Here is a 19,607-nt window from a genome sequence, read left to right on the forward strand (position 1 = left end):
ATTTTTTGATCTTTTTCTTCTGGATTCATGCTTGAACACTACCATCTTTCTTCCCTCATGGGAATATTCCTGACATTCCTACCTGGGCAGTTACGTAATTCCTACGTAACCTCTCCCCCAGCCTCTCCACTAGTAGGAAAGGGGAGGCTGTAGCTTTAGCTATAGGCGGGGTGACGTTCTATTATTATGGACAATACAACGAAGATATCAGATTGAAAATCTCTTTCCCTGTCATCTATTTTTAAGCTAAATATCAGATTTTTCCGGTTGAACCAAAATATAAGTGAAGAATTACTTTACGTTGAATATGTATAGCTAAAACTCATGGAACTACCCCAACGCGTATCAGTCCGCTACAAAGACGCGTCCTTCAATACTAATGAAATTCGCTTAAGAACCTTCCGGCTTGGGTTACAAATATGGGAAGAACAAACCAAACCTAGAAAAACAGAGCTTTATCAGTTTATATCGTCTTGCTTGAAACAAGTTGACCGCCAAGATCGTTTTATGTTTTCTTTACTGTTCATAGAATTAACAGACCTTATACGCAATTCTTCGTTGGAGAGAGGAACGAAAGAGGTTCTGATTAAAACAGCTTTTAGGGAGTTTGGTTGTGCGATAACAGATTTTGAAGACGCTGCCAAATAAAGTTGGTCATGGGGGGTGCTGGTATTGCGTAGGCATAGCCAAACTCAGGCATTACCCTGAAGTCAGCTAACTTAATCGAGTAGGATATCTATAGTAAGCAGCTTTCCAATCAGATTAGTTTTTTTGCTGAATGCGCGGATGGGTAGGTGTTGGGGAAGGGGTGACTACAAAAATGCCTGAATTGCCCTATTATATGCAAGCACTTAAGAGCGATGCCTGCGGCGGGCTACGCCTACGCATTTCTAAACCATCCGCGCACCTTATGGGGACTAGTTTTCACCCATTTGCCTCTAGCCAAATCACAACTCCTGGTGTTAGATTTGTCCATTCGCGCAACCGAACCTTGAAAATCAAATATGGCAAGGCTTTCTGAAGCCAGTGGCAATTACCTAAAATCCCTATTAAGGATTGAAACAGACACGACATCGACATTAATCCACACTCCTTTAGTATTGCAATTACCTAAAATCCCTATTAGGGATTGAAACAGCTAATGCTTTATCCCACGATCGCTTGGGATGGTTTTGAATAATCACCTCTAATATAGGAATCCGACTTGAGTTTTACTAAGCATACTGAGGGTATAACCCATCTCAGGTCAGGTTTTGACCGTTATTCAATTTCAAAAATCAAATATAAATCCTAGTAGTAGTGACAAAAGTAACTATTCAAACATGACTTTTATCACAGGCGTGTGCCTGATTATTCCGATTACATTGAGAATGTACAAATCAAGTAATGCAAGGCACATTAAAGGATATATGAACCGCTTTAAATCTATTCTTCTTGGAGGCTTATTAGCAGCTGCCTCAATTGCTGCTTTTTCTCCAAATGCTAATGCTGCTGAATTTCAATCTGAGCATGATAATTTTAATCGTAATACTGTAGCTTTTAATAACAGTAAAGTTCAATACAAACGTCAAGTTCGTGAACAACGCGCTCGTGAATTGCGTGAACGTCAAGCTCGTGAACGACGCGCTCATGAATTACGTGAACGTCAAGCTCGTGAACGACGCGCTCGTGAATTGCGTGAACGTCAAGCTCGCTTTTATCACTAAGAAAAGAAATTATCGCTCATATTACCTTAGGAGAATAGCAATACTCTCCTTTTTTTTGATTGGTATAAATCTGCTCAAATCAATGTTGTTATTATCTTTTAAATAAATCTATTAAATCTACTTGGAGATTAGGTTGCTACCGGATTGAATATTTGAAAAAGCTTAATTAAAACTCCAACAGGAGTTATATATTTAATGGGAACTATTACATCTAATACTGTTTAAAATGTAAAGATTATTTGCATTCAATCTGATTTGAAAATTGGCTATTAATACAATTCGCTACAATTACTATAGTTTTTATTTTTTAATTTTTGAAGAGGTCTAACATTGAATATGGTAATGCGTCTTCCCACAGTTGCTGCCACCTTTATGGTTGCCAGCATTAGTATAGGTACACTTTTGGGCGTTGCAGCTCCCGCTTCAGCTCAGGAGATAATCACTTGTTCAAGCCAGAATAATCACAGGAATACTTGTTCAATACCTACTAGAGGTAGAGTGAGGCTTGTTAGGCAATTGTCTGACACCAGTTGTAGAGGAAATTGGGGCTATAGAGGTAATCGTATTTGGGTAAGAAATGGTTGCCGAGCTGAGTTCTCAGTTGGCGATCGCAGAAACAACAGATATGACAGATATGACAGAAACGACAGATATAACAGATAGGAAATTGGGTATTTGAGGTGATCTTACCGAAACGGTCTAATTAGATGCGATTGCCTGTAATCCTTGTACATCAGTAGTTTTAGCAAGGTATATCTGGGGTGATATCAGGCTAATTCCTAGTTCCAATCAGCAATACCCAAATTCAAGCTAAAGTTACAAGCTCCGGCTCCCCTCCCTTACTAGGGGAGGGGTTGCTCTTGAGAGGTCACGCAGGAATCACAAGTAATTTACTGGACATAATATCACCAGCGATCGCTAATAAAGAGATGCCAACACCTTATCTGCTGCTGCCCGGAATGCAGTTGCTGCACCAGCACTCATATCGCGTGGCGCACAGATGCGATTTCTCACATAGGCGAGTGTGATCGCTCCAACCGCAGACATAATCGGATCGGCATTGTCTTTGCCGCCCACGCGCCCCCACGGCAATGCTGCACCATTCGTATTGATGAGATAGTCAGCCAGCAATCTGAGGTGAAAATCAACCGCTTCTTTAACGGCTATTGTGTTGCCATTGACCGCCAATGCTTGCACCCCGGAGTTTTTCAGGATGTCTCCTAAAGCAACTTCTCGGTTATCAGTCAACCTCTCAGCCGCTTCTGCCCGAAATTGGATTTCTTGGCTTACTGCTGGGTCAGGGGCTAAGGGATTGCCGATTGGTGTCACGCCCCATCTGCGACGCAAGAGTAAATTGTTGGTCGTATCATCCGATTTGACGCGGTGATAGGCGGGACGCTCTTTGAGTGCTTCAAACCAAGCGTTGATCCGAGGATACCGGGGATTTCCCTTGAGATGATATCCCCGATAAACGGGTAAGTTAGCTGCCAATCGGTCTAAATGGGGGCTATAAGTAATATCTACCACGCCAAAGGTTGACAAAAAGTAGCGGCCAGGATACTTTCCAAGAAGTTGCTCCAACTCGTCTAATTTTGCTTCAAAAGCTGCCTGTAAGCTTGCTAATTCATTAGGATCTTCAGGGGCTTCTCTAAGAAATTTGTAGGCGATTTGTACACCATTGGTTTCAGCATCCTCAAGCCACTGCCTAGCAACGGCGTTTTCCTCTGGGTCTTCAGGGAGCAAGGTAGACCCAAATCGTTCTTCTAATGCTAACAGAATGTCTTTGGATTCATAGACTAACTTTCCCTCAATTTTGGCAGCCGGAACAAGGGTTGTGGGAACTAAATCGGTATACCATTTAGGTTTGTTAGTCAAGTCGATAAACTCTGTCGCAAAGGGAATTTCTTTTTCTTCCAGAGCAAACCAAACCCGTTCGCAAAATGGACACCAAGAGTTAGTATCTCGGTAGAGCAGTACTGGTGGTTCTGTATCTGGAGGTAATTTATGAAGACTGCTAGGGATGGGAGCGGTAGAAGGGGACTGTCCTGGTCTACGCACCCGTCGTGCAGGGGTATTTTTTTGAGCAATTTCTAACAGTTGTTCCCAATTAAATACTGTGTCTTGAATTGACATATTTCACCTTAATTTAAGTTAACTTTGACTAATTTATTACTTTGAGGGTAGCAATTTAGATGGTGGAATAGAGATATAGATAAAAGTTGGCACGAAAAATTTATCCGTCAACCTTTTTAACTTCCATCTAAAATATGCACAGATGTGAATAACGATGTCTACTACAACGCAAAATAGCAAACTTTTTATAGATAGTAGCCCTCAAACTATAAACTGGTATATTTATTACCATGTTTATAGCTTTTAAAGAGATAAAAACCTAAATTATTAAACTATGATTATTAACTACGGCAAATCTGTAAATTTGCCGTAGTTAATGGTGATTATCACATGAAAATAGTTTGAAAGCAAGATTTAATATATCTATTTTTCGACTTGTTTAAGTCGGTCAAATCAGAAAAACCTCTATAAATTCCAGTCCCAGAGAGCATAGAAAGCTTAAGTAAAAAAATATTATTAAACTAAAACGTGTTGAAAGTCAAGCTAATAGCTGCTGGTAATTTCTAATACTTGCAATTTCATTCAGTGTAGCCCAAGAGTGAAGCACCCCATCCAATTAAAGCGCTACCAAAAACTAGCCATGCAGTATTGATGCCTAAGTAAATAGCTAAAATAGCTGAGACGATCGCGATCGCCAAGCCGAGAAAATCTACAAATGGGGCTTGCGGTAATGTTAAAGTGGCTGCCAGCAGTTGCAGGGTTATACTGAGACAGATTTTATATATGTGTATTAGTAATTCAGTTCAAAATCTAGGGTTTTCCGTAGTGAAAGTTCTGTTGCAGTTCGCTTATATCATTTGCCTACATGAGATAATTTCCTCTTAATTGTTCGACATAGAGAAAATTAGCTCAATATTTGTATGCAGCAAGTATCAAGCGATACTGTGGAGTTACCAATTCATATCAGTGCTAAAACAGTTGCTCGACGTTTAGGTGTTACAGTTATATGCCTCACCTTAGCAGGGATTCTAAGTGGCTATTTCTGGCTCTTGAAGTTTCCCCTCCCAGCTTCCAAATGGTTTTACGAACTATTTAACCTAGATGGAGAATTTAATATTCCTGCCTGGTATTCTTCATTCACTCTATTATTTTGTTCGGGATTACTTAAAGTAATTACCGCTATAAAGACGATTGCTCAATAGTCATTAATCATGGGGCATTGAGCATTAGTTATTCTCCTCTGCCTCTTGCCCCTCTGGCACTAGTTAATTACCTTCTAGCAAAGTCCAGAAGTAGCCATCTGGCGCAACAAAGGAGAAACTAGTCTCGCCAAACTCATTACTAATAATGTCTGTAACTTTTTGTACAGTACTTGCTTTGATGCGATCGGAATACTTCTGTATTCCCTTAACACGATAGGTATATAAAGACATACCCAAGCTACCTGGTTGGGCTGCCTCAAACCGCGATTCTAAATTAATATCTTCTGGGAATCGAATGATGTAAAGCCTACCACTGCGTGCAGCCATCAGGTCAGACTTAGAAGAACGGGGATCATCAAAGGTAGTGACAATAAACTTTTCACCAGGGTTAAGGTCAAAAATATCTCGACCTGCTGGCGAAGATTCATAGCTAGTTTCGACACCATCACGCACACGCAACAAACCCAAAACTTCTTCGTAAAACTTCAGGGTTTCTTTGCTGTCATTCTGAACGATGATTCCCATATGGGTAAACTGACTAGCCTTGAGAGCAGCATTATGGTTAACTTGTCCGTAATCCGGCAGTGTATAACCAAACCGTTGAAATAAAACCTGTCGAGCTAAGGGTTGCAGTAGCAGCATTTCTCGCACACCAATTGCTGGCTCAATAAAAGGACGGCTTTTCCTCTCTTTGTTGTAGATGACTTCCCAATAAGGGTTAGTGTGCCTAATAGGCAAACCTGCGGCTTTTGCATCCTCTATATGATTTAAGATACTTAAAACATCCGCCGTTAAACTTGTTGCCCAGCGATTTCCTTTAATTTTCATCGACGCTGTTCCCAAACCTTGATGCGTGGGGTTTTGCCAAATCATCAGCCGAATCAAACCATGATCTGAATTTTGATGGTAGAGGCGGATTGAGCGTAAAGATGAATTCACCCCATATAATTGATTGGCTACATCTGCGGTTAATTCACCCACTTGACCAATGCGATAGCCAAATTGCTCCCAATACTGAATTGCAGAAATTGGCTCTGGGATGCCGATACAGACTTCATAGATCCCTTCAATTGCAGTTTGTTGTTCTTGAGTCATAATGAGTGCTGAGTTAGGAGTTATTAGTTTTCCTCGTACCCATGCTCTGCATAGGAACGAGAAAAAAGCAAGGATTTGAGTATTCAAAAGGACTTTTTACAGCAGTTTTTATTTAAGTAAGTCGGCTAGAAAAATTCAATGTATATAAAGAAATATAAATTGTCGGTAGGGTGTGTTAGCCTACGCCGTAACGCACCTTGAATTGTTGAGGGTGCCTTATCGCATAGCACAACGCAATGCCAATTGCTACAACAGATAGCGCAGCGTAAAGCCTGCGGCATGGCAACTCTTAGAGACGCTCTTGCGTTCGCTTAAAGCTAGTCCTCTCCCTTTGGGAGACGATGCCGCGCAACGAGCGTCGGGAACCTGCCTTCGGGTGACGCTCGTCCCTTGGGCGTCTCGTTGGTGCAGCTTCTGGTAAAGTTTAGAAGACAGCCTGGAGCCTACGACGGGAAACCTGCTAAAGAGCGCTAGACTCAGCGCAACGCACTAGCTCCCCTACATTAAAATTTATTAACATAGCTTGAAATATTAGCGCCGACTTAACTTATTTCAACTACATCTATCGTAGGGGCACAGCAATGCTGTGCCCACAGGGCATGGTCTATTTACCTGAAAATAGCTATAAACATTTATAAAATTTATGTAAAGCTTAAGTATTATTAAGCTCCAAAGTTCTGTAGAGTAAGTTATAAGTTTAAGTTATCTATTTTAAAAAGTATTTCATTAATATAAAAGTGTTTTTTTTACCAAAAAATTTGATATTGAAATCTAACTTAACAAGAATACCATTTTAAGCTGAAAAATATCGCAACATTTACCAAAAAAATCAGTAGTTTTGAAAAAATATTTGATTAAAGGTTACAAGCATATTTCAATGTATTATAAATTGCATTTATTTGAGATTTTGAAGATTTGGTAAAGAAGTTTACATAACCTTTCCCTCGTGATAATTAAATAATTACAGCTTAGTTAAAAAAAATTTGGAGAAAAAACAAAATCTTTGACCTAATTACTTACCATTTGGGTAATCCATTCAGGCATTTTCAGAAAATAAATTATCTAATTTTGTCAAGTAGGTATCTCGTTTGCCCGTAACCAAAGCCGGGTTTTTCGACCCAGCCCACAATAAATAGTTAGATATTTTTTTATTTGGAAATCCGTAACCAAATCAATAATTAATGTTTTGTAAATAGGATTACCCAAATAGCAAGTAATTTACATTGAACTGATGAATAGTCCTTTGACTAAGGCTGAAATTACGTATTCGTGAAGAAATTCAGGAGAAATAACATGGCATTTATTTTCGGCACTACAAGTCCTGACAATCTCTTTGGGACTTCGGGAAATGACACGATAGTTGGTTGGGCTGTTGGTGGTAATGCCAATACTACCTCCGGTAATGACACCTTGAATGGTGCAGCTGGTAACGATTCCCTCGCTGGTGGGACAGGAAACGACAGTCTAATCGGTGGAGATGGCAATGACACAGTTGATGGAGGCACAGGAAACGACACTTTAATCGGTAGTGCAGGAAACGACACCTTCAAAGGCAGTCAGGGTAACAACAGCATTAATGGTGGAGATGGCTTTGATACCGCAGAATACAGTCAGCTAGGTCAAACTATTACCTTGTCAGGTGTCGGTACCATTCAAAAAGCTGGTGGATTGGGGCAAGACCAACTCTTTAAAGTAGAAAAGGTTATTGCTAATGCTAATGTTGCTAACAACACCATAGATGCATCTCAATCTTTGCCTGGGGTATTTATCACCGTTAACCTGCAAACCCAAAGTTTGGCTGCCAATAACGTTCCTGGTTTGGGAAGATTGCCATTTACTATAGTCAACTTTGATAATGTTATCGGCACAAATGCAAATGACATCATTGTTGGCGACAATCAAAATAACCGATTATCCGGTAATAACGGCAATGACACACTTGATGGCGGCACAGGTACTGACACCTTGAATGGGGGAGCAGGCAACGACACTTACATTGTTGACACTGCTACTGACATCATTACGGAGGCTGCTAATTCAGGCACAGATATCGTCCGGTCTTCTGTTACCTACACACTAGGCGCCAATATAGAGAATCTGAGGCTGACGGAAAGTAGCGACATCAGCGGGACAGGTAACAGTCTTAACAACCTCCTTTTTGGTAATACTTCTAACAACACTTTGAATGGTGGAGGAGGCGATGACACTCTAGATGGTAATAATGGCAATGACATCCTTAATGGTGGTGACGGCAATGATAGTCTACAGGGCGGGCCAGGTAATGACGTACTCAATGGAGGGTCTGGAAACGACATCCTCATCGGTGTTTTCCCTGGTAGTCCGCTTCCACCTGGATTAGAGGAAATTGATAACTTCACTGGCGGACCTGGGGCAGACAGATTTATCTTGGGGGACGCTGTAAATGCTTTCTACGACGATAACAATACTACGACTCCTGGTTTTGGGGACTTGGTTACTATTACTGACTTCGACCCTAGCCAAGATCGAATTGAACTCAATGGACTTCCACAGGACTACCGCCTGCAAGTTGTTGGAAGCAACACACGAATATTCTTAGACAAACCGGGAGCAGAGCAAGATGAAATTATAGGTATTGTGCAGGGGGTAGTGGGTCTCACACTTAGTAGTAACAACTTTACTTTTTTATGAGCAGGAAAATGCTGGAGAAGGTACAAACAACACACTCGGCAGCGCTGAAGGGTTGGGTTCCTTATCATCAGGCTCAGACGTTAATCTTTCAGCTCAGTTAGCAACAGTTCAACCGTGGAACACGGCGATGTGTCCCCCCTTACCCAACAAGAGATTATTTAGCAAGTCAGTACCCATTGATCATTTCATCCCGTAATTTCTAAAGCTTTTTCCCTGATTAACAAGATTTAGCCACAAAATCCTTTGACTATTTGATGAAGAAAATAATGAATAGCACCAAATCATTCAACCAAGTTAAACGCAGATTTACTGATAAGTTCGTTCTCAAAACGTGCTTTTTAGTTGCCAAAACACTGTTATTTACAATAGTGATACTAAATAATGGTACTAATGTAGTAAATGCTGCACCTCAAGCCTTGCGTTCTGATATTAAGATTCGCAAGATTATGTCTACGTTATCGACTATCTCTCCTTCTGTTCGGATTGCAAAAGATCCACGAAACAATACCCTCTATTACTTAAAAAGAAATGGTGAGATTTATCGAGTTGACTTAGCCTTATCTACTAGTACACTTGTGTACAACTCTAGTAATCATAAGCTAGCTGAAACTCAAGGTATGGCTATTAGTCCTGACGGGACAATTTATTTAGTTGGCAATGCAGACCTTGTGAATGACCAGACCAAAGCAATTATTGTTAAAGGGGTAATTAACTCAGGTACAAAAGAGCGCATCTGGTCTATTTTGGCTACGAGTGCAGGCTATCCTAAAAGCAAAACAGCCTATGACCATCGCTTCAACGGCGTGGTTGTTAGCCCAGATGGTAAGTTTATCTATGTGAATAGCGGTTCTCGTACCGATCATGGTGAGGTTCAGTCTGCTGGTGGTCTATATCCCAATACTCGCGAAGTAGGATTAACCGCCTGTATACTCCGCCTTCCTAGTAATGGTCAAAATCTCTTTCTTGCAAACAATCGAGCAACCTTAAAGACAGCTGGCTATATTTTTGCAGAAGGAACACGCAATACTTTTGATATGGCCTTTGCGTCTAATGGGGATTTGTTTGGCACCGAAAATGGTCCCGATCGCGACATGTCAGAAGAATTAAATTGGCTACGTCTAGGCCATCATTACGGCTTTCCCTGGCGTATAGGCGGGACAGACAATCCCCAACAATTCCCGAATTATAATCCTCTCAAAGACCTTTTGCTAAATCCCAAATTTGGCGCAGTTACAAAAGGCTACTATTATAACGATCCAAGCTTTCCGGCTCGGCCTAATATCACCCTGACTGAACCAATTCGTAATTTGGGACCGGACGCAGACAGTTTCCGCGATCCTCAAGATGGCAAAGTCAAAGACGCTAGTGTTCTTGGGCAAACTTTTAGCACTTTTACAGCACACCGTTCTCCTTTGGGTTTAATTTTTGAAACACAAGGAGCAATGAGTCCGGAATTCAACAGAAATGGATTCGTATTGGGTTGGACACCAGGCGACCCCACTGGCGAAACACTAGCAGGCCCTTTTAAAGATCCCAGCCAGGATCTGTTGGATTTGAAATTGATTAAAGTAGGAACTACCAACTATCAACTTCAAGCCAAGCGCATTGTCCAAGGCTTCAGCAATCCCATTGATACTGAGATTATTGGCAATAAGATTTATGTTCTGGAATACGGTGGTATTCAAGGAATTTGGGAAATCTCTATGCCCACTAAGTAAATCTCAATTTAGTTTATATTGTTCAAAGTTTTAGTTTATATAGCCAGAATGCGTAGGCGTAGACCGTTGCAGACATCGCATCCCAAACGTGCAAAATGCCCCTCAGACTGAAAGTCGAATTCCTGTTAGAGAGCATTCGCCTTTGGAGGAAAACTTTTCGATTTACTGGAATGATGCAAAAATTGCAGTTCAGATGTAGTGAGGTCGCGCCATTGACCCAATTGTAGGTCATTTAATTGTAGGTGGGCTATGCTGACCCTGACCAGTCGCAAAGTCGGAAACCCTACAGCCGCAGTCATGCGCCGTACTTGGCGGTTTTTTCCCTCTGTTAAGGTAATTTCCAGCCAAGCTGTGGGTACATTTTTGCGAAATCTAATCGGCGGGGTGCGTTCAGGTAGCTGTGGCTCTTCTGGTAAAAGCTTAACTTCTGCTGGTTGAGTGCAGTAATCTTGAATTTCCACACCTGTTTGCAACCTTTTTATCGCATCTGCATCTGGAATTCGCTCTACCTGTACCCAGTAAGTACGTTTATGACCAAAACGCGGATGGGCGAGGCGATGTTGCAATTGCCCATCGTTCGTTAACAGCAGCAACCCTTCACTATCCCAGTCTAAGCGTCCCACAGGATACACATCAGGTACATCAATATAATCTTTCAAGGTGCTATGCGTGGGAGCATCTTTTGTAAACTGGCTGAGAACGCCATAGGGTTTGTAAAAAATAATATATCGGTAATGATTTGTCATTGGGCACTTGTACTGAGCTTGTCCTGAGCGTAGCTGTTGGCGCAGCCTCTCGTAGAGAAGTATTGGGCATTGGGCAATTCAATTTTGGATTAGATGATAGCGTAGCGTTAGCGAGTTTGCGTACCCTTACAGGGAAGCAAGCTACGCGCAGCGTCTCGTAGAGAGCGTCTTTTAGATTAAATTTCAATCTAAAATCCAAAATCTAAAATCTAAAATTCTTATTCCCCTGCTCCTATTCTCTAACGTGACTAAAACATTTTTAAGGGGGAAATAAGCCTTCAAATACGCCCCCACATTAAAATACGTTTATAGGGGAAAAAGAATGGACGCTCATCTTCTAGCAACTCGAACAGTTTCTGCTGATAACGTTCTACAAATCGTTCATAGGTTTGGGCATCTAGCTGCGATTCATATGCCGTTAGCAGTGTCCCACGATACCACTCTACTACGGCTTCTCGTGAAGGCAGCACATGTCCATAAATCTGAAGCTTTACTTCCTGCTTCACAAACCCCAATTTATAAAGCAGTTTGGCGTATGTTTCTGGAGAAAGTACCTCTAAACGTCGCACATATCCTCCCAATTCTTGACTAAATTCCTTTGCAGTCTCAACTGCTATCTTATGCACTGGCTCATTATCCATCGTTGGTATTTGTATAGCAAGCTGTCCACCAGGTTGTAACTTGCCCCGCAATTTCTCAAATAACGCCTCATGTTCCGTCAACCACTGCAATGCCGCATTAGAAAATATCACATCAAACTTCCCATCTCCTGGGTTTTGCTCAATTTTTCCTTGCTCAAACCGTAGTCCGTTACCTTCAAACTGACGAGCCTTTTGCAGCATTTTTTCAGAAGCATCTATCCCTAAAGTCTCGTGTGCTGCTAGGGTGTCGTGCAGATACTTCGTTAACTTTCCGGTTCCACATCCTAAATCGAGAACTCGTAAGTTTTCTTGCCGATGTACCATATCTACCAAGTCGTAAAACGGACGACTTCTTTCAAACTCGAATCGTTCGTATAGTTCTGGATTCCATTTATCTGGCATCTTTTGATAATTCCTAATTCGTAATTTGTAAAGCCGTATTTTTTGATGTAAACGACAAAAAACGATATCGTCAGAAATTGTGGGTTGAAATTTGCTTAAGATACGCACCCAATACTTCGACGCCGCTCAGTACAAGTGCCCTATGACTAACTACTTTCGCTCCAATGTTAATGCAATGGCTAGCTACATTCCCGGTGAGCAGCCTCAACGCGGTACACAGATAATTAAACTCAACAGTAACGAGAACCCCTATCCTCCCTCCCCTGCGGCACTAGCTGTATTGCAGAATATCGATGGCGAGTGGTTGCGCCGATATCCAGAACCTTTCGGCGGGGAATTCCGGCAAGCTGCAAGTAAAGTTTTAGGAGTTCCTAGTGATTGGATCATTGTCGGAAATGGCAGTGACGAATTGTTGAGCGTGATAATTCGAGCCTGTGCAGAACCTGGCAAGAAAGTAGTTTATCCGATGCCAACTTACGTGCTATATCGCACATTAACAGAAATGCAAGCTGCGGAAATTATTGAGATTCCCTACAGCGAGGACTACAATTTACCTTTGGAAGAACTGGTTGCTGTCGATGGTTCTGTGACATTCATTGCGTCGCCTAATAGTCCATCGGGGCATGTGGTAGCAACAAATGATCTACGAAAATTAGCCAGCCAGTTATCTGGAGTTTTAGTGATTGACGAAGCATATGTAGATTTTACCGAAGAGAATGCATTGGCTTTGGTAAAGGAATACGAAAACGTCATCGTAATTCGCACACTTTCTAAAGGGTACTCGTTGGCGGGATTGCGGCTGGGCTTTGGGGTGGCGAATCCCAAACTGTTGCAGGGGTTGTTTAAGGTGAAGGATAGCTATAACATTGATGCGATCGCTTGTGCAATTGGCTCTGCTGCTATTACCGATCAAGCTTATAAAAATGCTTGTGTAGCAAAGATTAAAGCATCGCGGACTAAGTTAGCAACAGACTTAAAACAATTAGGTTTTCGTCTTTGGGATTCCCAAACTAACTTTTTGTTGGCACAGCCAAGAGAAGGAAACGCAGAATATCTCTATCAAAAACTGAAGGAACGGGGAATTTTAACCCGCTACTTCAAGCAGCCTGGACTAGATGATAAATTACGCATTACTGTTGGTACTGATGAACAAAATCAGGCTTTATTGGAGGCGTTGATTTATTTGTTAGATACTGATACTAATTCTGTATGAAGATGCGCCAAACTATATAAGGAACGAACCGCAAAGGGCGCAAAGGACACAAAGAAAGAAAATTTGGTGCAGCCTCACAAAGAAATGGTATGAGAACAAGAGAATTTAAAACCTCGGCTACGCCTTGAATTTTACCTCGCCCGTCGCCTTGAGAACCATCGCCCACAAGCTCATGCCGTGCTGTGCGTAGTTGCGGCACTGCCAGTCAATCCACTTTTGCACTATCTCGCAATCAAACGGCTTTGGATAGTAGCGCATCGACTCTGCATCACCGAGGACAAGCAGTAGCGCGTCGAGGTCAGAAAGTGTCATTTCCCGCAATAGTAGGCGATCGGTTTCCAATATCATGAGAGTTCAATCCAATCTAAGTACAGCATTTCATTAATTCGTAGCGAATTAAATTTGGCAATACCATGCAATGCCAATGCATCGGCTTACATTGTTAATCCAATACTCTGCAATGCCAATGCATCGACTTATATTGTTAATGCGTCTGCCGCATTGTTAATGTATCCTGATACAATGCCAATACATTCCAAAAGAATGTTAATGCGTTCCCCTGCATTAAAAACGCTACGTTTCTACGTAAAACTGTATTAAGCCCAGTTGCTTACTACAACAATCTTGAACCTACTTTCACCAGACAAATCGTAGTCTAAAGAGCCGTAGTGTTGCAAAGCCCAGTCTTGCAAATCTTGAATTGCACGGGCAAAAATATCATCCGGGATGTGCCAGGTATTGCGATAAACCTTGTTTCTATAATATTCAAGCAATTTACCTACAGTCAGTTCAGATTGCCATTTGGCTGCAACCACTGTTTATAAATTTGCTCCTTGTTCGTGCAACTCACCTAAAACCTCTTCTTCTGTTGCACCATAGCCAGGTAAAGGATAATCATAGCTAGCAATAATATCTTGCCAACGTTGCTGAAAATCAAACCTACCCTGATTCACATCTTCATTAACTTTGCTGAAATTCATATTACCGTGAGTGTAGAGGTAAATTCCCCCTGGCTTGAGGACGCGGCGAATTTCTGCTAATGCTTGCTTCCAAGCAGAAACCAAGTGAAACACATGAACTGTCAACGCCACATCAAAAGAGTTATCAGCAAATGGTAGAGAAGTTGCATCTCCCTTGATTGCTGTAAGTTGGTGAGACACACCCTCTAGCTTTTGGTGCAACTCAGCTAGCATTTTTTCAGAGATATCGACACCAGTGTAAAAATAGCCTCTTTTTGCGATCGGGACAGCAATTCTACCAGTGCCGATACCTGTTTCATAAAATTTGGTTTCTGCTGTTGGTGAAACCAAGTTGATGATAAAGTCAGTGATTTGCTCGGAGATTCCAGGCGGTAGTCCCCGTGTTGCATCGTAAATATCAGAAACGCGATCGAATGAAATTGTTGCAGCCATATATTTTTTATCCTTTCGTGATGGTTATTGACAAAGGCAAATACAGTCAGATGATTAAGAAAATTGCACTTTACCAAGTTTTTTCAGAGCAAAGAATAATGAACTAATATGTAATGTTTGCAGTAATATACCATTATCAATATTTTCTATTAGCTTTTCTATAGGCAATAAAACTACAGCAATTTCTTCTATAACGTCTAACTTTAAATCAGTTACACGTTCTACATCTATTGCTAAAAAACAATGGGTTAAATTAGTATGATTCGCTGGGTTTGGTGATAATATACCAGTTTCAACAAAATTATTGCTAGTGTAACTAGTCTCTTCCAATAACTCGCGTTTTGCTGCTGTTAGTGGGGAAATATCTTCTACCTCTACAACACTACTAGGCAATTCTAAAATTGTTTTTCTCAGACCGAGTTTTTAAATTCACACTGGCAATAATGAAATATGTGCTGAAACCACTTTCCATCCTTCGGTAAACCTATACCAAGTCTGGCTTTGTCGCCCGAAACGTTCTACACCATTAATATTGCGGCGAAACTCTAAAGTTACTGTTGCTGCATCTTTCCCAAAGGTCACAACTTTGAGATTTGAGATTTCTCGCTCTATTTTCGGGCTTGGACGATTCTGACGAAAGTTACGAATTTGATCGCCGCCATAGAGGTTTTCTGTGATCCCGAATCGCACCACTTCTGGCCCATCCCAGAACAAGCTATCCATCACCTCCAAATTGTTCTTGCAAAGGGCTTCTTCATACTTGAGGTACAAATCAGTTACTTCAGTTACAACAGTAGGATCATTTACGGTAGTCATATCGCTTCACTCTAATTCGTAATTGTTAATTCTTAACACGTAATTGCGCCCCGCGCATAAATAGGCTTATTTGAATCAGCAAGGCACGTGTTTTTTTGTTCTTCATCAATGAATAGGAGGCTATCATACCTGAATTAACCTGAGTTCGACGAACTAAAAAACAGCAGGAGAAATAGCAGGTAAGTGTTTGGGATACATATTAAGTGAGGGTTTTGTAGCAAATATGTATAGGCAATTATCATTGTTATTTCGGCGACTACATTTGCTATTTCGGCGACTGCAATTGCTGATTGCGTCCATCCTAAAACAACTTAAGACAAAGACCTCTTCTTGGTTTACAAACAAGCAAGCTTTCACCTGTCCCTCTCTAGATCAAAGAGGGACAGGCTTGAATTTTAGTTCAAGGTAGGGAGAGGTTTGTCGAACTCACGTTGAATTAATTACGAATTACGAACTTGTATTGAGGCCCCAAAGCTAAGTAAAATCCCCACACACAGCAGACTAAAGCTGAACCAATCAAGACTGATCGAATTGGCAAAAATCCGAAAATATCGTTAAGTTCACTACCAGAAACACCATCAAAAAGCAACGATAAGCCAAAATATTCAATAATTCGCATAGCATAAATGTATGGCTTGGAAGTTGCAACAAAAGTTTTATAACCAGCAAAACGAATGGTTTTTATAATTTCTGGAATCTGTGGATAAAGGGAGTTTTCAAATAATCCAATGGTGGCAAAGCGACGACGATACAGTAAAATAGCCTGTTCAATTACTGTGCCATCTAAGGTCTTCAATAACTGCGAAAAGCTGTCTTTCAGTGGTGGGCCAATACACCAATGCAATTCATCAGCTTCCGGTGGTTTGTAACCGAGTTCAGATAGAGCATACTGAATGCATCGAGTGATACCAAGTTTAGGATCTGTTAATGTCCCGTCTAAATCAAAAAGGACAGCGGTGAAAAGCATATCTCATACCAACTTGGAATTAATAATGACGCTCTCTACAAGACGCTGCACGTAGCTTGCTTTCCTATAGGGGTACGCAGACTCGCTACCGCAACGCTAACGTAATTAGTAATTAAGAAAGTTAATTTTAATCTGGGTTTCTAGGTCTGCATCTGTAGCTTGATTTGGGATAATTGCTATTACATAAAGTATTCTAAAATTCCCTAATGCCCAAAGCCCGATCCCCAATTTAACTTTTATATTTGAGCGATTTTACAAAACCTTCGGCACTAAGTAACGCAATCCCCAATGTGACGATACCAATCCCCACGCTCTGAATCACGTTTAAAGTTTCGCTAATAGTTATCCATGCAACTAGTGCCGTCAATGCTGGACTGCTAGAGCCAATTATGGAGGCGGTAGATGCGCCAACCATCCGAATCCCCACATTGTTTAAAGTGTGTCCAATAAAGCTGACCAGACCCGAAAATATGCTGCCAATCCATAGAGGTGTCCAGTCAAGTTGGGCGCTCTTAGCTGGCCACAATAGTAAGCTAACACCGGAGAGAAGTAGAGTACAGGCAAAACTGATCCAGGTAAAGGGAACAGGATGGAATTTTTCCAAACATTTTTGAGCAATGATGCAATAAAAAGCGTAAACGATCCCAGCACTAACACTAGCGAAAATGCCGATCGCAATGGTATGACTGCTGTAGGTAGCAGAAGATTGAGGAATGGTGAGAGCGCTTCCCACTAGAATAATACCGATCACTAGCCAACGGAACAATGTGGGGCGATCGCCAAAAAATCTCCAAGACAGTAGCGCTGTAAATACGGGATAGGTGAAGAATAGGGTCAAGGCAATTCCTGTGGGAATCAAGCCAATAGCAATGTAGAGTGAGGCAATATACACAAACATCAGTACCCCACAGCCAAGAGCTTGGATTAGAATATCCCTGCGCTCATGTATTATGCCGGAAGCATCGCGACTGAATAAGTCTTTTAATTCTTTAAGAGCAGATGGATATAGCTTGAATGATAGAGATGCCATGAGTGGAACTACAAGCAGCATTCGCATGAACATCAGCAAGAATGAATTCTGCAAATCTGGTTTAACATATCCACCGAGTAAAAATAAACCGAGTACAAGATGTTCTGAAAACAAAACTCGGACAGTAACGTTGTGAAACGTTAAAACAAAGGAGGATAGTAGAACCGTTAGGATGCCCAACACTATAAAAAGTTTCCCTAGAGACGACCTGATTGTATTGTTAAAACCTAACAAACTAGATGAAGTTTGAGGAAATCAAAACCGTCGCTTCAAAAACACTGCCAGTTATTTAATCAGAACTTCTATCCCATATAGCGAAACCATCTGCGAGGAAAACCATGTCGAAATTTGCCTCGTTCAGCCCTCTGTGCCAGCAAAGGGGAGTGGGGAGCAGGGAAAGGAGGCAGGGGAGTGGAGTTGAAAGACTCATTAACGGAGTTCAAAGACTCGTTCACGAGTATCAAAGACTCATTCACGGAGTTCAAAGACTCATTCACGAGTATCAAACACTCGTCGGCGAATATCAAACACTCGTCGGCGAGTATCAAAGACTCATTCACGAGTATCAAACACTCGTCGGCGAGTTATCAAAGACTCATCCCCTATTCCCTATGCTCAAGTATTATGCAGTCACTGCCTCACGTCGGTTGTACCCAGAAGCGTCTCCCTTGATAGCCTCACTTTGTTTACCATCGATACCCACTGGGAGATCCCCGACAATTGTCACTCGTTGAACGTGGCGGGGCTGGTCGCCGTAATCTGCGATCGCATAATGTTGAGTAGTTCGGTTGTCCCAAAAGGCGACGTCACCAACTTGCCAATGCCACCGGACTGTGTTCTCAGGACGTGTAATGTAGGCTTGTAACAGTCGGTGAATGTCATTTGATTCAGTTGTTGATAAACCACGGAACTGCCGCACAAATCCGCCAATGAATAGCCCTCGCTCACCGGATTCGGGATGGACGCGTACAACTGGGTGCAGAGTCTCGTATACAGTCGAGGTGAAGACAGCGCGGTAAGCCTTGGCATCTTCAGGTAGGTCGAATGCAGTTGCATAGTCGAATTTGTTGCTGTGTACTGCCCAAAGTTGATCTGCGAGATTACGCAGATGGGTAGGTAAATCTTGGTAGGCAGTTACAGAGTTTGCCCAGATTGTGTCGCCACCAGTCGGGGGAATGTCAAGCGCTCGTAAGATAGAGCCGAGAGGAGGACGGTCTACGAATGTCACATCGGTATGCCAGCTATTGGCGCGGGAAGTAGTGCGGCCATAATTCAGGTCTAAGATTTCTGGATTTTCTGGCAGCGCTGGTACAGTAGGGTGGGCTGTAGTGACTTCACCGAAACGACGAGCGAAGGCGACTTGTCCAGCAGCATCGAATTGTTGCTGACCACGGAAAAATATCACTTTGTATTTGACTAGAGTCTTGCGAATATCGCTGATGATGTCATCGCTGAGGTTAGAACTCAGATTAACACCAATGATTTCAGCACCGATACGTCCTGCAACTGGTTTGATATCAAAGTATTGAGAACCCATGTTTTTTATCTCCAAGAAATTTATGTTTGGGACTAGCCTTTTTAAGGTGGGTGAAAATTTGGAGCAAAAAACTCCTCTTTAACCTCTTAACTCTGTGTCGCGCCAGTTGCTTCTCAAGATAGGAGACGCGCAAGGGACAAGTCGGGGAACCGCATCGCCCTTGGCGTCTCCCCTTCTCCCAAAGGGAGAGGCTAACGCCAAGGGAGAAGGGCGCACTGGCTTCTCTGTGCCTTTGTGGTTAAATAAAAGATTTTTTAACCGCAGAGACGCGGAGGGCGCAGAGAGAAAAAAGAGATTTTACAAGTCACCTTGGAAAGACTAATGTTTTTATTTAGGTAGTCAGCAGTCATTCAATTTTGGATTTTAGATTTTTCTTTTA

Annotated in this window: 20 protein-coding genes and 1 pseudogene; 8 read left to right on the plus strand and 13 right to left on the minus strand. The window is 41.8% G+C overall.

Translation table 11 applies throughout. The features are described from left to right. Positions 1 to 324: 324 nt before the first annotated feature. The 4 genes and pseudogenes from V7K21_RS09085 to V7K21_RS30640 all read left to right on the plus strand — a co-directional run. A complete protein-coding gene (locus tag V7K21_RS09085) occupies positions 325 to 648 on the plus strand; it encodes a hypothetical protein (protein ID WP_298903980.1) in 324 nt (107 codons plus the stop codon). Between the two features lie 172 nt (positions 649 to 820). Next, a complete protein-coding gene (locus tag V7K21_RS09090; protein WP_335173493.1) occupies positions 821 to 1,021 on the plus strand; it encodes a hypothetical protein in 201 nt (66 codons plus the stop codon). Between the two features lie 232 nt (positions 1,022 to 1,253). Then, positions 1,254 to 1,706 carry a hypothetical protein gene (locus V7K21_RS09095; protein WP_335173495.1) on the plus strand — a complete coding sequence of 151 codons (453 nt, stop codon included), beginning with the start codon at positions 1,254 to 1,256 and terminating at the stop codon, positions 1,704 to 1,706. Between the two features lie 372 nt (positions 1,707 to 2,078). Further along, positions 2,079 to 2,243: pseudogene (locus V7K21_RS30640) on the plus strand (DUF3011 domain-containing protein); the annotation flags it as partial. Positions 2,244 to 2,624: 381 nt separating this feature from the next. Here V7K21_RS30640 and V7K21_RS09100 read toward each other — a convergent pair. After that, positions 2,625 to 3,839 (minus strand): glutathione S-transferase family protein, encoded by a 1,215-nt coding sequence (locus V7K21_RS09100; protein ID WP_335173497.1) that lies wholly within the window; start codon positions 3,837 to 3,839, stop codon positions 2,625 to 2,627. A gap of 860 nt (positions 3,840 to 4,699) precedes the next feature. On the opposite strand from V7K21_RS09100, the gene V7K21_RS09105 reads away from it, so the two are divergent. Further along, positions 4,700 to 4,981, plus strand: a complete 282-nt coding sequence (locus V7K21_RS09105) for a hypothetical protein (RefSeq protein WP_335173499.1) — start codon at positions 4,700 to 4,702, stop codon at positions 4,979 to 4,981. A gap of 63 nt (positions 4,982 to 5,044) precedes the next feature. On the opposite strand, the gene V7K21_RS09110 is transcribed toward V7K21_RS09105, so the two are convergent. Further along, positions 5,045 to 6,076 (minus strand): VOC family protein, encoded by a 1,032-nt coding sequence (locus V7K21_RS09110; RefSeq protein WP_335173501.1) that lies wholly within the window; start codon positions 6,074 to 6,076, stop codon positions 5,045 to 5,047. A 1,293-nt stretch (positions 6,077 to 7,369) separates the two neighbouring features. On the opposite strand from V7K21_RS09110, the gene V7K21_RS09115 reads away from it, so the two are divergent. Beyond that, complete coding sequence (locus V7K21_RS09115) at positions 7,370 to 8,746, plus strand: calcium-binding protein (protein WP_335173503.1); 1,377 nt, start codon at positions 7,370 to 7,372, stop codon at positions 8,744 to 8,746. Between the two features lie 368 nt (positions 8,747 to 9,114). Then, positions 9,115 to 10,464 carry a PQQ-dependent sugar dehydrogenase gene (locus V7K21_RS09120; protein ID WP_335173504.1) on the plus strand — a complete coding sequence of 450 codons (1,350 nt, stop codon included), beginning with the start codon at positions 9,115 to 9,117 and terminating at the stop codon, positions 10,462 to 10,464. Positions 10,465 to 10,589: 125 nt separating this feature from the next. Here V7K21_RS09120 and V7K21_RS09125 read toward each other — a convergent pair whose 3' ends face one another. Together V7K21_RS09125 and V7K21_RS09130 are read right to left on the minus strand one after the other, a co-directional pair. Next, positions 10,590 to 11,210, minus strand: coding sequence for an rRNA large subunit pseudouridine synthase E (locus V7K21_RS09125; RefSeq protein WP_335173506.1), 621 nt, complete (start codon positions 11,208 to 11,210; stop codon positions 10,590 to 10,592). 278 nt (positions 11,211 to 11,488) lie between these two features. Then, positions 11,489 to 12,253 (minus strand): methyltransferase domain-containing protein, encoded by a 765-nt coding sequence (locus tag V7K21_RS09130; RefSeq protein ID WP_335173508.1) that lies wholly within the window; start codon positions 12,251 to 12,253, stop codon positions 11,489 to 11,491. A gap of 142 nt (positions 12,254 to 12,395) precedes the next feature. Between V7K21_RS09130 and hisC the strand changes: the two genes are divergently transcribed. Further along, on the plus strand, positions 12,396 to 13,466 hold the full coding sequence (gene hisC, locus V7K21_RS09135; protein WP_335173510.1) for a histidinol-phosphate transaminase: 1,071 nt from the start codon (positions 12,396 to 12,398) through the stop codon (positions 13,464 to 13,466). A 117-nt stretch (positions 13,467 to 13,583) separates the two neighbouring features. Here hisC and V7K21_RS09140 read toward each other — a convergent pair whose 3' ends face one another. From V7K21_RS09140 to V7K21_RS09180, 9 genes are all read right to left on the minus strand, one after another. Then, positions 13,584 to 13,814, minus strand: a complete 231-nt coding sequence (locus V7K21_RS09140) for a GNAT family N-acetyltransferase (RefSeq protein WP_335173512.1) — start codon at positions 13,812 to 13,814, stop codon at positions 13,584 to 13,586. A gap of 248 nt (positions 13,815 to 14,062) precedes the next feature. Continuing rightward, positions 14,063 to 14,281 (minus strand): hypothetical protein, encoded by a 219-nt coding sequence (locus V7K21_RS09145; RefSeq protein WP_335173514.1) that lies wholly within the window; start codon positions 14,279 to 14,281, stop codon positions 14,063 to 14,065. A gap of 3 nt (positions 14,282 to 14,284) precedes the next feature. Continuing rightward, positions 14,285 to 14,878, minus strand: coding sequence for a class I SAM-dependent methyltransferase (locus V7K21_RS09150; RefSeq protein ID WP_335173516.1), 594 nt, complete (start codon positions 14,876 to 14,878; stop codon positions 14,285 to 14,287). Positions 14,879 to 14,932: 54 nt separating this feature from the next. Continuing rightward, positions 14,933 to 15,271, minus strand: a complete 339-nt coding sequence (locus V7K21_RS09155) for an NUDIX hydrolase (RefSeq protein WP_335173518.1) — start codon at positions 15,269 to 15,271, stop codon at positions 14,933 to 14,935. 36 nt (positions 15,272 to 15,307) lie between these two features. Further along, positions 15,308 to 15,694, minus strand: coding sequence for an oxalurate catabolism protein HpxZ (gene hpxZ, locus V7K21_RS09160; protein ID WP_335173520.1), 387 nt, complete (start codon positions 15,692 to 15,694; stop codon positions 15,308 to 15,310). Between the two features lie 436 nt (positions 15,695 to 16,130). Further along, entirely contained in the window at positions 16,131 to 16,661 is a 531-nt protein-coding gene (locus tag V7K21_RS09165) for an HAD hydrolase-like protein (protein ID WP_335173522.1), read from the minus strand. Positions 16,662 to 16,890: 229 nt separating this feature from the next. Next, complete coding sequence (locus V7K21_RS09170) at positions 16,891 to 17,874, minus strand: DMT family transporter (protein ID WP_335173524.1); 984 nt, start codon at positions 17,872 to 17,874, stop codon at positions 16,891 to 16,893. Between the two features lie 119 nt (positions 17,875 to 17,993). Further along, positions 17,994 to 18,251 (minus strand): hypothetical protein, encoded by a 258-nt coding sequence (locus V7K21_RS09175; RefSeq protein ID WP_335173526.1) that lies wholly within the window; start codon positions 18,249 to 18,251, stop codon positions 17,994 to 17,996. 62 nt (positions 18,252 to 18,313) lie between these two features. Then, entirely contained in the window at positions 18,314 to 19,228 is a 915-nt protein-coding gene (locus V7K21_RS09180; protein ID WP_335173528.1) for a TauD/TfdA dioxygenase family protein, read from the minus strand. Positions 19,229 to 19,607: the final 379 nt, after the last annotated feature.

The sequence above is a fragment of the Nostoc sp. genome, assembly GCF_036919595.1.
GTDB lineage: Bacteria > Cyanobacteriota > Cyanobacteriia > Cyanobacteriales > Nostocaceae > Nostoc.